The organism is Actinoplanes sp. NPDC026619 (assembly GCF_040638295.1).
GTDB lineage: Bacteria > Actinomycetota > Actinomycetes > Mycobacteriales > Micromonosporaceae > Actinoplanes.
This window is the reverse complement of the sequence record NZ_JBEZYA010000001.1, coordinates 558,038-570,018: the sequence shown is the minus strand read 5'-3', so window position 1 is coordinate 570,018 and position 11,981 is coordinate 558,038. Positions and strand designations below refer to the sequence as shown.

Sequence of the window (11,981 nt, the reverse complement as noted above, 5' to 3'; positions counted from 1 at the left end):
GCCCGGTTGTTCCGGATGAAACAACGGAGAAACGCGTCCTGCCTTGACTGGGGCTCACCAGCGACGAGAACGGCCAGGTGAGAGCCATGCCGGAACGGTACGTGTCGGTGCGCTGGCCGGATGGCCAGGCGCAAGAGATCTATTCGCCCTCGACGGTGATCGAGGACTGGTTCCACGCCGGACAGACGCTCCCGGTGGCCGAATTCGTCATCCGCAGCCGAGCTGCCCTCAGCATCGCGAGCGACCGGGTCAAGGCGGCTTACGGCTTTCCCTGCAGCCGGGCCGCGGCCTCGATAGCGGCCGTTTCCGCCCACGCCGAGAACCAGGAAGGCGACGTCATCGTCGAGAGGATCGCGCCGTGAACAGCCACTACAGCGTCGCCGTCGTGGGCGGTGGGCAGGCCGGCCTGTCGATGAGCTGGTATTTGCGGCAGCGCGGTGTCGATCACGTGGTCTTCGAGCGCGAGCGGGTCGCTCATGAGTGGCGCACCCGCCGCTGGGACTCGTTCTGCCTGGTCACTCCGAACTGGCAGTGCCGGCTTCCGGGGTACGCCTACCACGGCGACGACCGGGACGGCTTCATGGTCGGCGCCGACGTGGTCGACTTCCTGGAGAAGTACGCCGCCAGCTTCGATCCGCCGCTGCTCGAGGGTGTCGAGGTGACCCGGCTACGGCGTACCCCAGCCGGGGTCTTCGAATTGTCGACCTCCGCCGGCCGGACCACCGCCGACCAGGTCGTCATCGCCGCCGGGCCCTATCACGTGCCGGCCGTGCCGCGGATCGCCGAGCGGCTGCCGGCCGGCGTGACCCAGCTGCACTCGTCGCAGTACCGCAATCCGGCGCAGCTGCCGGCCGGCGCGGTTCTGGTGGTCGGCACCGGGCAGTCCGGCTGCCAGATCGCCGAGGACCTGCACCTCGAAGGCCGGCAGGTGCACCTCGCGGTGGGCAGCGCGCCGCGTGCCGCCCGCAGCTACCGGGGGCGCGACACGCTCGCCTGGCTCGACGAGATGGGCCACTACGCGCGGGGCGTCGACGAGTTCGGCGACGCCGATCAGGTGCGGCTGCGGGCCAACCACTACATGACCGGGCGGGACGGCGGCCGCGACATCGACCTGCGGGCCTTCGCCCGCGACGGCATGAAGTTGTACGGGCATCTGCGCGCCGTCTCCTCCGCCGAGCTCGACTTCGCCGGCGACCTGGAGCAGAGCCTGGACAACGCGGACGCGGTCGCCGAGGGCATCAAGGACGCGATCGATCGGTACATCGACAGCGCGGGGATCGCAGCGCCGGCAGAGGCCCGTTACGTTCCCGTCTGGCGACCGGATTCCTCCCCGAGCGTGCTCGACCTGGCCGCTTCCGGAATATCCGCGGTCGTGTGGGCGACCGGATTCCACCGCGACAACCGGTGGATCGAGGTGCCGATCTTCGACGGGCGCGGCTACCCGACCCACGAGCGGGGCGTCACCGGCTGCCCCGGCCTCTACTTCCTCGGGCTGCCCTGGCAGTGGACGTGGGGGTCGGGCCGGTTCGCGGGCGTGGCGCAGGACGCCGCGTACCTCTGCGAGCGGATCGGGGTGATGCGGCGCAAGCGATTCACCGACGAGGTGAGCTGGCTGGCCGGCACCCCGACCGAGACCTATCCGCAGGTGGAGTGGTGGGCCGCGGCATGAACGACGCGCACCGCCACCTCGGCCTGCTCCCGGCGTATCCGTTCTACGGGGGACCGCCGGTGAACCCGGATGTGACCGCTCGCGGGACCATCGCCGAACTTATCGATGATCTTGACCGGGAGGGAACCGACCGGGCGCTGGTGATTCCCAACTACGGCGTGCCCGACCCGGACGTCGCGTTCGGCTTCAACGAACTGGTCGTGGAGGCCGCGCAGCGGGACGACCGGATCCGGGCCGGGCTGTGGGTCTCGGCGAAGGACAGCGACGCCGCGCGCACGGCGAACGCGCTCAAACTCGCCGGCGAGCCGGGCGTGCGGGCGCTGAAACTGAGCTTCCTGCTCGGCGGCGGCGTCGAGGACCCGGGCCTCGAGACGATCTTCGCGGCCGCCCGGGAACACGACCTCACCGTGCATGTGCACACCTCACCCGGCGCCGGCAGCGACATCGACCAGGTCGGCAAGCTGGTCGACCGGTTCGGCGACGACGTGCGCATCCACCTCGTGCACTTCGGCGGCGGCATGAGCGGCCACATCAAGTTGATCGGCTCGCGGTTCTTCGACTGGATCGCGGCCGGCAAACGGGTCTACACCGACCTGTCCTGGGCCATCGGGTTCGCGCCCCGCTGGCTCGTCACCGAGATCGACCGGCGTGGCTTCGGTCACGACCGGGTGCTGTTCGCCAGCGACGAGCCGTGGGGCGACCACGCCGGCGAGCTGGCCCGGCTGCGCGCGGCAGCCGACGGGGGAGAACTGTCCACGGCCGTTTTCCAGACGAATTTCGAGACGCTCTACGGAGGAACACGATGACCGACCTCAACGAACTCGAGCAGCAGAGCCTCACCGAGATCCCGCACCCGTCGCTGCCGGAGGGCTCGACCATCTACGGCGGCACCAAGGTCTTCCCCGACTACAAGGCCGAGGAGGGGCAGAGCTACTTCACCCTCGTGCACGGCATCGCGCACGAGTCGTCGGTCAGCTTCGTCGCGATCCTGCAGGCCACCCGGGCGCTGCGGAAGGGCTTCGAGTCGGCGATCTACTTCTACGGGCCGGGCTCGCTGAACGCCCTGGCCACCCGCGGCTTCCCGACCACCGGCGCGTCCGCCTTCCCGGGCGAGCACAACATCAACAACTCGCTGAAGACGTTCATCGCCGAGGGCGGCAAGGTCTACTGCTGCCGGTTCGGATTGTCGCTGCACGGCGCCCGCGAGGAGGACCTGATCGAGGGCGTCATCCCGACGCACCCGCTCGACGTGCAGGACGCGCTGATCCACTACGCGCGTAAGGGCGCGATCATCAACTCGACGTACATGTTCTGATGAGTCTCGACGTGCAAGCCGACCTGGCCGTGCGCGGCGTGCGGGCCCCGGTGCCCCTGCGCCGCCCGGCCGGGGCGGGCCCGAGCGACGACGGCCACGTGGTGGCGAACGGCCGCAACGCTGCATTTCCGATAAATCCGGACAGTCCCTACGACGTGCGCGACGGTCGCGTGTGGCTCGGCGACATCAACACCGGCTTGTCGCTCGAAGTGGTAAAGCGCCCGAAATTTTATGACCTGTCGACTGTGGACGGCGTGCGTTACGAACAGATCGCCCGGCTCCACGGGAAGGACGTGCTCGCCACCACGGTCGTGCAGACCTGCATCCGGTACGCCGAGGACCAGCGCTGCCGCTTCTGCACCATCGAGGAGTCGCTGCGTTCCGGGGCAACCGTGGCCGCCAAGACCCCGGCCCAGCTCGCCGAGGTGGCCGCGGCCGCGGTCCGGCTCGACGGCGTCACGCAGATGGTGATGACCACCGGCACCACGACCGGCCCGGACCGGGGCGCTCGCAACCTGGTCCGGTGCGTGCGGGCGGTGCTCGAAGCCGTCCCCGGGCTGCCGATCCAGGTGCAGATCGAACCGCCCGGCGACCTGGCGGTGATCGACGACCTTCGCCAGGCGGGCGCCGCGTCGATCGGCATTCACGTCGAGTCGCTGGACGACGATGTGCGCCGGCAATGGATGCCGGGCAAGGGCTCGGTGCCGATGGCCGAGTACGAGGCGGCCTGGGACCGCGCGGTCGAGGTCTTCGGCCGCAACCAGGTCTCCACCTATCTGCTGATCGGCCTGGGCGAGGACCCGGACGACCTGGTCGACGGCGCGGCCCGGCTGATCGAGCGGGGCGTCTATCCGTTCGTGGTCCCGTTCCGCCCGATGGCCGGCACGCTCGCCCGCCGGGACGGCGCCACCGCCCCGCCGCCGTCGCTGGTCGGCGAGGTCAGCGCCCGGGTGGCCGCCCTGCTGCGGCAGGCCGGGATGCTCGGCGCCGATCAGAAGGCGGGCTGCGCCGCGTGCGGGGCGTGCGGCGTGCTGCAGGCGGCCGGCGGATGACCGGCCACGAGAACGGGCCCCGGGTCGATCGGGACTGGCCGATGAACGGCCGGCTGGCGACGACCGGCCACGACGGGGCGCGCGGACGGAGGCGCACGATGACCGATCTCGTACCGGCGCTGGTCGGGCCGCACTTCATGGTCGAGCGGGCGGACGACACGACCGGCTACTTCACGCTGCGCCGCCGGGTCTTCGTGGACGAGCAGGGCCTCTTCGACCTCACCGACCGCGACGACCGGGACGACGATCCGCGCACGGTGGTGCTCGTCGCCCGCTCGGCCCGCGGCGAGCTGCTCGGCGGGGTGCGGGTCGGCCCGGCCGCCGACGGTCCGGACATCGGCTGGTGGCAGGGCGGGCGGCTGGTCGTCGACCCGGCCGCGCGCGGGACCCGGGGCATCGGGCCGGCGCTGGTGCAGGCCGCCTGCGCCTACGCCGAGAGCGCCGGAGCGCTGCGGTTCGACGCCACCGTCCAGACCCGCACCGAGCCGATGTTCCGCCGGCTCGGCTGGCAACCCGTGCGCCACGTGCGGGTCGCGGACCAGCCGCACACCCTGATGCGCTGGCCGATCCGCCGCCTCGCCGCCCTGGCCGCCGCGACCAAGAACCCGCTCGGCGACCTCCTGGCCGGCCTGACTCCGGGCGGAGCCGGCTTCGTCGGCGACGACGGCGCGCCGGTGCCCGGCTCCGACCTGATCGCCGCCTGCGACGCGATCCTGCCGTCCATGGTGGAGCGCGACCCCGACTGGGCCGGCTGGTGCGCCGTGCTCGTCAACGTCAACGACCTCGCCGCCATGGGGGCCGCCCCGGTCGGCCTGCTCAACGCGGTCGGCGCCCGGGATGCCGCGCACGCCGCCCGGATCCTCGGCGGGCTGCGCCGCGCGGCCGACGCCTACGGCATCCCGGTGCTCGGCGGCCACACCCAGCTCGGCGTGCCCGCCGCCCTGTCCGCCACCGCCCTCGGCCGGACCGCGCACCCGGTGCCCGGCGGCGGGGGACAGCCCGGCCAGCGCGTCCGGCTCACCGCCGACCTGGGCGGCCGCTGGCGCACCGGCTACCGCGGCCGGCAGTGGGACTCCACCAGCGACCGCACCCCGGCCGAGCTGCAACGCATGCAGTCCTTCGTGGGCCGGGCCCGGCCGGCCGCCGCCAAGGACGTGTCGATGGCCGGCATCGCCGGGACGCTCGGCATGCTCGCCGAGGCCAGCGGCTGCGGCGCCGTGCTCGACGTGGCCCGGGTGCCGCGCCCCGCCACCGCCAGCGCCGGCGACTGGCTCACCTGCTTTCCCGGCTTCGCCATGCTCACCACCGGACCGCTCGGTGACGGCGACGCCGGGCCCGCGGTCACCGCCGACTGCGGCGAACTGATCGCCGGCGAGGGCGTGCGCCTGCGCTGGCCGGACGGGGAGATCACCGGCGCTCTGGACGCCGCTGTCACCGGAATGGGGAGGGCATCATGAGTGTCGTCCGGATGGCGGCCGTCGCCGCACCGTTCGATCGGGACCTGGAAGGCGACTTCGACCGCATCGCGGAACTGATCGCCACGGCGCGGGCTCAGGGCGTACACCTGCTTGCTCTGCCCGAAGCCTGTCTCGGCGGATATCTCGCCCACCTGGACGGCGGGGCCGACGAGCCGCCGGCCCTGCGGGCCGACGGCCCGGAGGTCGCCCGGCTCGCCGCGCTCGCCGGGGATCTGGTCGTCTGCGCCGGATACTGCGAGGCCGACGGCGACCGGCGCTACAACAGCGTGGTCTGCGTGCACGACGGGCGGGTGCTCGGCAATCACCGCAAAGTGCACCAGCCGCTGCGCGAGAACGCCAGCTACGACTCCGGTGACTCGTTCGCCGCGTTCGACACCCCGGTCGGCCGGATCGGCCTGCTGATCTGTTACGACAAGGCGTTCCCCGAGTCGGCGCGGGCGCTCGCCCTGGACGGCGCCGAGATCATCGTGGTGGTGTCGGCCTGGCCGGGCAGCCGCACGAACGCGCCCGCCGACCTCGCCGACGACCGCTGGACCCGCCGCTTCGACCTGTTCGACCGGGCCCGGGCGCTGGAGAACCAGGTGGTGTGGGTGTCGGCGAACCAGTCCGGTAATTTCGGCTCGATGCGATTCGTCTGCAGTGCGAAGATCGTCGATCCCGGTGGCGACGTGCTGGCCACCACCGGAACGGCGGCCGGCATGGCGGTGGCCGAAGTGGACGTCACGGCCGCCCTGACCGCGGCCCGCCGAGCGATGGGCCACCTGCGCGACCGGCGCCCCGAGGCGTATCTCTCCACCGAACCGGCGCTCGCGTGAGAATTGCCGCCGCCGCGGCCCACTTCGGGCGTGACCTCGACTACGACCTCGGGCGCATCGGCAAGCTCATCGCCGACGCCCGGGCCGCCGGGGCCGGCCTGCTCGTGCTGCCCGACGCGGCGCTCGGCGGCTACCTCGCCGACCTGCGCCACCCCGACCCGGCCGCGCTGCCGCCCGCCCTCAAACCGGACGACCCGCTGCTGGCGCAGGTCGCCGCGATGGCTCGGGAGATGGTCGTCTGCGTCGGCTACTGCGAGGCCGACGGCGACCTGCGCTACAACGCGGCCGTCGCGCTCACCGGCGACGGGGTGCTCGGCCGGCACCGCAAGGTCCACCTGCCCGCCGCGGAGAGCACCGTCTACGCGCCCGGCGACACGTTCGCCGCGTTCGACACCCCGGCCGGCCGTCTCGGCATGCTCATCGACTACGACAAGACGTTCCCCGAGTCGGCTCGCACCCTCGCCCTCGACGGCGCGCAGATCGTCGCCTGCCTCTCCGCCTGGCCGGCCAGCATCACCAACGCGGCGGCCAAGCTCAATCAGGACCGGCAGTCGCGGCTGTTCGACCTCTACGACTGCGCCCGCGCCGCCGAGAACCAGATCGTGGTGGTCAGCTCCAACCAGACCGGAGCGGTCGGCGGCATGCGGTTCCTCGGCCAGGCCAAGGTGGTCGGCCCGGCCGGGAACGTGCTCGCCCGCACCTGGGCCAAGGCCGGTCTCGCGGTGGCCGAGCTGGACGTGGCCGCCGAGATCGCCGCCGCCCGCCGGGTGCTCAGCCATCTGAACGAGCTGCGCCCGGCCACCTATCGGAGCCTGCCGTGAGGATCGCGCTGCTCACCTACTCGACCCGGCCCCGCGGCGGGGTGGTGCACACGTTCGCCCTGGCCGAGGCCCTGGTCGAGCTCGGCGCCGAGGTCACGGTCTGGACTCTCGGCCGCGGTGAGCTGTTCCGCCCGGTCGGCGTCCCGGTCAGGGTCGTTGAATTTCCCGAAATTCCCGGCGAGACGGTCGGGGCGCGGATCTTGCGGTCCATCGCCGCGTTGCGCGAGGCGTTCACCCCGGATGCGTACGACGTGGTGCACGCCCAGGACTGCATCAGCGCCAACGCGGTGGATCGCTGCGTGCGCACGATCCACCACCTCGACCAGTTCACCACCCCCGAGCTGGCCGCCTGCCACGAGCGGGCGATCGTCCGGCCGTACGCGCACGTCTGCGTCTCGGCCGCGGTGGCCGCCGAGGTGCGAGCCGGCTGGGGCCTCGCCCCGGTGGTCATCCCGAACGGGGTGGACGCGGCCCGGTTCGCCGCGGCGACGCCCGCCCGGGAGCACGGCGAATACCTGCTGTCGGTCGGCGGGATCGAGCCGCGCAAGGGATCATTGGACCTGCTCGAGGCGTACGCGCTGATCCGCGCCCGGATCCCGCAGCTGCGCCTGGTCATCGCCGGCGGCGAGACCCTGTTCGACTACCGCGACTACCGCGCCGCCTGGGAAACCCGCGCGGCCGCATTGAACGTGACGCCCGAGGTGCTCGGCCCGGTGCCGCACGACGAGCTGCCCGGCCTCGTCGCCGGCGCGGCCGCGTTCGCCTTCCCGTCGACCAAGGAGGGGTTCGGCCTGGCCGCCATGGAGGCTCTCGCGGCCGGCGTGCCGGTGGTGGTGCGCGACCTGCCGGTGCTGCGCGAGGTGTTCGGCGCCGCGGTCGGCTACGGCAGCGACCCGTCCGCGCTGGCCGAGGCGCTCTTCCAGGCGATCAAGGAGCCGGACGCGGCCCGGCGCGGCCGGGGCGAGCGGCTCGCCGCCGCGCACACCTGGGATGCCGCCGCCCGCCGGCACCTGGAGTTCTACGCCGCCCTTAGATGAACAACGGGTGAACTGGGTTCGACCGGAGGTGGACGGGGCCGAAGGGAAGATCATGGGGGCAGGGCGCTGGGTGCGGGACCGGAAAGTGTCGACCAAATCACGACCGGCCAGGGCTTCGCGGTGGTCGCCACCGCGATCAACGATGTGGCCTCCTCGGTCCGGTTGACCGGCGTCGGCGTCGGCGAGGCCCGTCAGGCCGCGGGACGCCTCTCGCAGATGCCGGCCGAGCTGGGCCACATCGTCGCCCGCTTCAAATTTAGTGCGCGATTCGGCACCGTCTCGCGCACGCTCGGTAGTGGTCTGCCCTGCCGGTCATACCGCCCCGCGTGTGACCGGCAGAACAGGCCCCCTACTGCGGCCGATAGACCACGTCGTACGTGGTCAGCCAGCGGACCTGCTCGCGTGGCGGCACTCCGCAGCCGCGCAGGAAGCAGACCAGCGTGTCCCGCCGTGGTGAGCCGGCGGCGGTGATCAGGTTGTGGACCGTAGCCCGGGAGATGGGAGTGCCGGCGTCACGACTGCGCCGGGCCACGCTGTCGAGGGAACGGCGTCGTGCCGTCATCAGTGCGCGCAAGCGCATCGCGAACTCGACCGGCGTGGCGGCGCCGATGGGATCTGGGGGGACCGTCGAAACGGTTGCTGCGCTCATCAACCTCGCCTCGTAGGAACGGAAGCCGGACCGGGGAGTGGACCGACCACAGTCGACCTTTGTGCCGAGGCGGACGTGGAACAAGAGCGCAGGTGCGTACCGGTTTTGGTCAGACACTTACCGAGGTGCGCTCCTCGGCGGGGGCTTGACGCTGCGCCGGAATCGCTCGCCGGGACGGGTAGCGCCGCGCCAGGTACTTACCCTGAGTGACGATCCATCGCCGAGCGGGTTCCTCGATGTAACGGTGTGCTCCCTCGGCCACCAGCAGCAGGATGCAGATGGTGAGCAGGAAGCCGATGTACGGGTCGATGCCGTGACCCTTGCTGACCGGGTCGGTCGAGCTGAGCTGCCACACCAGCCATCGATGGGTGATGTAAAGGGCGTAGCTGGCAACACCGAGCGTGACCATAGGCCGAGTACGCAGAATGCGCGCCAGCCAGCCACGGTCAGATGCGAGCGAGAGCAGCGCGAAGATGAACGGAACCACGAAAAATGGTCCGAAAGAGCCCGCTCCCCACGCTCCGCCCTCGCCCCGAATCATCGCCAAAATCAGTACGTAACCGAGTACCGACGTCTGGATCACATGATGGGTGAGATCGCTCCAATGCCGCACATAGGGCAGCAGGAACGCGACCGCGACGCCGGCGATGAAGATCGGCAGCTGGCAGAGCGGGTTGCGGTAGAGCCAGCGGTGCGCCGAGCCCGGGTCCGCGGCGGGCAGATCGGCCCGGCCGGTGAGCACGAAGAAGAGGTACAACCCGAACGACACGAGGGCCATCGCGCCGGCGATCGTGACCAGAGCGCGCAGACCCCAGCGGCGGGCGGCCTTGGCGATCAGCGGCAGCACGAACGGGAACACCGCGTAGAAGAACAGCTCGGCGCCGATCGACCAGCCCGGCCCGTTGTAGCGCGACTGCGCGGCCAGCAGATCGCCGCCCCAGGTCTGCACCGCGAAGAGGTTCATCACGAACACCTTCGGATAGTTGACGTGGTTGATCGCGACGTAGAACAGGGCGCAGTAGATCAGCACGACCCAGTAGAGCGGCATGACCCGGCCGATCCGGGCAAGGTAGAACTTGATCGTCCGCCGGCCCTGCCGGAAGGTCAGCTCGGGGTAGTTGTAGCCGAGCACCACGCCGGAGAGCATGAAGAACAGCGGCACGCCGATATAGCCCCAATGGGCGATCTTGGCGAGCTCCTCCGGGAGGCTCTTCGGGACCCCGAGGTGCGAGACCACCACCGCGATCGCGGCCACCGCGCGCAGGCCGGTCAGTGCCTTGAGCTCGGGCCGGCGCTCGTGCGGCCCGAAAGTAGTCGTGCCGGCCACCGTGCTCCTGTGATTTGTGTAAGAAATTCATGTGAGACAGGGCCGGTATTAGATCACGGGAGCCGGGCGATCTTGCAAGGCAGCTGGTCAGGAAATCATGAACTTCACCAGGCGGTCCACCCTCCGTCAACGACCAGGTTCGCTCCGGTGACGTAACTGGAGCGTGGCGACGCCAGGTAGAGCACCGACGTGGCGATCTCGGCCGGATCGCCGACCCGGCCCAGCGGGGTCTGCGCGGCCAGCCGGGCCAGCAGCGCCGGGTCGCCGCCGCCCGGGAACGGGCCCGGGGTGATGCAGTTGACCCGCACGCCGGTTGGGCCGAGCTCCACCGCCGCATAGCGGGTGAGCTGCACCAGGCCGGCCTTCACCGCGCCGTAGTAGGGCGGGTTGCCGGCCTCCGGCGTGTCGTAGAGCTGCGGCTTCGGGCTGACCAGGCCGTACATCGAGGCGACCGTGATCACCGCGGGGGAGCTGTCGGCGGCCGCGGCGGTCAGCAGGTCGCGGGTGGCGTCGATCAGCCGCTGGAACGCGCCGAACGCGAGGTCGGCCGCGCCGAGATAGTCGGCCGGCGTCGACGAGCGCAGCGATCCGCCCCGGCCGACGTGCGCGTTGTGCACGAGCACGTCCACGCGGCCGCCCTCGCTCTTCAGCAACAGGCCGAGCGCGGCCACGTCCTCGTCCGAGGTGACGTCGCAGCGGGCCGGGCGGCAGTTCGGGCCGAGCTCGTCGGCGAGCGCCTTGAGCCGGCCCTCGTCCCGGCCGATCAGCCAGGTGATGGCGCCCGCGCCGGCCAGCGCGGCGGCCATCACCCGGCCCAGCCGCCCGGTCGCGCCGGTCACCACGGCCACACGTCCGCGCAGGCCGAAGAGATCTTCAAGAGTTGTCATCGGTTCCACCGGCTCGGGTCGAGGAGATCATCGGGCAGCGCCGGGAGGGCGGCGAGCACGGACTCCCGCTCACTCTCGGTCAGGGGCTTACGGCGTACGAGATCAGCGTTGTCCCGAAGTTGATCCTCGGTCTCCGCGCCGACGACCAGGGACGTCACCCACGGCAGCGACAGCAGGTAGGCGATGCAGAGGTCGGCGCGCGAGTCCCGGCCGAGCTCGGTGGTCAGCCGGTCGAGGGTCGCCACGACCGCGTCCCGCTCGGCGTCCGGCAGATTCGGCCAGGTCACGGCGGTGCCGGCGATGAGCAGACCCTGGAGGTACGCGCTACGAACAGTCACCACCAGATCGGGCCGGTCGAGGTCGAGGGCGAGCCAGCGCCGGTCCAGGATGTTGCACGGCAGCTGGACGTAGCCGAGATCGGGCAGGTCGAGCGCCCGCCGCAGCTCGTCCGGGCTCTGCACCGAGACGCCGATCCGGTCGGCCGCGCTGCTCGCCAGGACGGTGCGCAGGTCGTCCCAGCCGCCGTCCAGCGCGTCGGCCGCCCGGTGGAACAGCAGCGTGACCGGCCCGGTGCGGCGCAGGGCCGCCCGGCTGGCCGCCACACTGTCCCGGACGTCGGCCCCGGGCGCGATCTTGGTGATGATCGACAGCTCCGGCGGCGCCGACACGCCGATGCGTTCCTCGCTGTCGCCGTAGGCGCGGGCGGTATCGAGATGGGTGATCCCGAGATCGCGGGCCGCGGTCAGGATACGGGCGGTGGCGTCGTCGTCGGGCGCGCCGGTGCGGTTGGCGATGCCGTACGCCATGCCCAGCTGAGCCGTCCCGAGGATCAGCACGGACTGCCCGTAACCGCCCCGCCGCCGGATCTCGATCATGCGTCAACCGCCTGTTTCTGCAGCTCTGCGTGCATAGTCCGCGATGTTATGCTCCG

The 11,981-nt window shown here is 71.5% G+C and carries 13 protein-coding genes; 9 read left to right on the top strand and 4 right to left on the bottom strand.

All coding sequences use genetic code 11. The features are described from left to right. Window positions 1-86 precede the first annotated feature (86 nt). The 9 genes from AB0E90_RS02815 (at window position 87) to AB0E90_RS02775 (ending at window position 8,187) form a co-directional block, all read left to right on the top strand. Window positions 87-362, top strand: coding sequence for an MSMEG_0570 family nitrogen starvation response protein (locus tag AB0E90_RS02815; protein WP_360398285.1), 276 nt, complete (start codon window positions 87-89; stop codon window positions 360-362). Continuing rightward, window positions 359-1,669: an MSMEG_0569 family flavin-dependent oxidoreductase gene (locus AB0E90_RS02810; RefSeq protein WP_360398283.1), complete on the top strand. Its 1,311-nt coding sequence runs from the start codon at window positions 359-361 to the stop codon at window positions 1,667-1,669. Before AB0E90_RS02815 ends, AB0E90_RS02810 begins: the two co-directional genes overlap by 4 nt. Beyond that, window positions 1,666-2,475, top strand: a complete 810-nt coding sequence (locus AB0E90_RS02805) for an amidohydrolase family protein (protein WP_360398281.1) — start codon at window positions 1,666-1,668, stop codon at window positions 2,473-2,475. Before AB0E90_RS02810 ends, AB0E90_RS02805 begins: the two co-directional genes overlap by 4 nt. Beyond that, the gene (locus tag AB0E90_RS02800) at window positions 2,472-2,984 is read left to right on the top strand and encodes an MSMEG_0572/Sll0783 family nitrogen starvation response protein (protein ID WP_360398279.1); all 513 of its coding nucleotides are present in this window, start codon (window positions 2,472-2,474) and stop codon (window positions 2,982-2,984) included. The genes AB0E90_RS02805 and AB0E90_RS02800 overlap by 4 nt, the downstream gene beginning before the upstream one ends. Further along, entirely contained in the window at window positions 2,984-4,036 is a 1,053-nt protein-coding gene (locus tag AB0E90_RS02795) for an MSMEG_0568 family radical SAM protein (RefSeq protein ID WP_360398278.1), read from the top strand. Before AB0E90_RS02800 ends, AB0E90_RS02795 begins: the two co-directional genes overlap by 1 nt. A 98-nt stretch (window positions 4,037-4,134) precedes the next feature. Continuing rightward, window positions 4,135-5,493, top strand: coding sequence for an MSMEG_0567/sll0787 family protein (locus AB0E90_RS02790; protein WP_360398276.1), 1,359 nt, complete (start codon window positions 4,135-4,137; stop codon window positions 5,491-5,493). Next, complete coding sequence (locus AB0E90_RS02785) at window positions 5,490-6,329, top strand: carbon-nitrogen hydrolase family protein (protein ID WP_360398275.1); 840 nt, start codon at window positions 5,490-5,492, stop codon at window positions 6,327-6,329. The genes AB0E90_RS02790 and AB0E90_RS02785 overlap by 4 nt, the downstream gene beginning before the upstream one ends. Continuing rightward, window positions 6,326-7,150, top strand: a complete 825-nt coding sequence (locus AB0E90_RS02780) for a carbon-nitrogen hydrolase family protein (RefSeq protein ID WP_360398273.1) — start codon at window positions 6,326-6,328, stop codon at window positions 7,148-7,150. The genes AB0E90_RS02785 and AB0E90_RS02780 overlap by 4 nt, the downstream gene beginning before the upstream one ends. After that, complete coding sequence (locus tag AB0E90_RS02775; protein ID WP_360398271.1) at window positions 7,147-8,187, top strand: MSMEG_0565 family glycosyltransferase; 1,041 nt, start codon at window positions 7,147-7,149, stop codon at window positions 8,185-8,187. The genes AB0E90_RS02780 and AB0E90_RS02775 overlap by 4 nt, the downstream gene beginning before the upstream one ends. Before the next feature lie 349 nt (window positions 8,188-8,536). Here the strand turns inward: AB0E90_RS02775 and AB0E90_RS02770 are convergent, their stop codons facing one another. From AB0E90_RS02770 to AB0E90_RS02755, 4 genes are all read right to left on the bottom strand, one after another. Beyond that, window positions 8,537-8,836 carry a helix-turn-helix transcriptional regulator gene (locus tag AB0E90_RS02770; protein WP_360398269.1) on the bottom strand — a complete coding sequence of 100 codons (300 nt, stop codon included), beginning with the start codon at window positions 8,834-8,836 and terminating at the stop codon, window positions 8,537-8,539. Between the two features lie 109 nt (window positions 8,837-8,945). Further along, window positions 8,946-10,163, bottom strand: a complete 1,218-nt coding sequence (locus AB0E90_RS02765) for an acyltransferase (protein WP_360398267.1) — start codon at window positions 10,161-10,163, stop codon at window positions 8,946-8,948. Between the two features lie 104 nt (window positions 10,164-10,267). Further along, the gene (locus AB0E90_RS02760) at window positions 10,268-11,050 is read right to left on the bottom strand and encodes an SDR family oxidoreductase (RefSeq protein ID WP_360398265.1); all 783 of its coding nucleotides are present in this window, start codon (window positions 11,048-11,050) and stop codon (window positions 10,268-10,270) included. Next, complete coding sequence (locus AB0E90_RS02755) at window positions 11,047-11,925, bottom strand: aldo/keto reductase (protein ID WP_360398263.1); 879 nt, start codon at window positions 11,923-11,925, stop codon at window positions 11,047-11,049. Before AB0E90_RS02755 ends, AB0E90_RS02760 begins: the two co-directional genes overlap by 4 nt. Window positions 11,926-11,981: the final 56 nt, after the last annotated feature.

Excerpts from the sequence above, each read along its gene's own strand:
- AB0E90_RS02795 (WP_360398278.1), top strand. The coding sequence starts at position 2,984 with ATGAGTCTCGACGTGCAAGCCGACCTGGCCGTGCGCGGCGTGCGGGCC.
- AB0E90_RS02755 (WP_360398263.1), bottom strand. The coding sequence starts at position 11,925 with ATGATCGAGATCCGGCGGCGGGGCGGTTACGGGCAGTCCGTGCTGATC.
- AB0E90_RS02815 (WP_360398285.1), top strand. The coding sequence starts at position 87 with ATGCCGGAACGGTACGTGTCGGTGCGCTGGCCGGATGGCCAGGCGCAA.
- AB0E90_RS02760 (WP_360398265.1), bottom strand. The coding sequence starts at position 11,050 with ATGACAACTCTTGAAGATCTCTTCGGCCTGCGCGGACGTGTGGCCGTG.
- AB0E90_RS02800 (WP_360398279.1), top strand. The coding sequence starts at position 2,472 with ATGACCGACCTCAACGAACTCGAGCAGCAGAGCCTCACCGAGATCCCG.
- AB0E90_RS02805 (WP_360398281.1), top strand. The coding sequence starts at position 1,666 with ATGAACGACGCGCACCGCCACCTCGGCCTGCTCCCGGCGTATCCGTTC.
- AB0E90_RS02770 (WP_360398269.1), bottom strand. The coding sequence starts at position 8,836 with ATGAGCGCAGCAACCGTTTCGACGGTCCCCCCAGATCCCATCGGCGCC.
- AB0E90_RS02790 (WP_360398276.1), top strand. The coding sequence starts at position 4,135 with ATGACCGATCTCGTACCGGCGCTGGTCGGGCCGCACTTCATGGTCGAG.
- AB0E90_RS02785 (WP_360398275.1), top strand. The coding sequence starts at position 5,490 with ATGAGTGTCGTCCGGATGGCGGCCGTCGCCGCACCGTTCGATCGGGAC.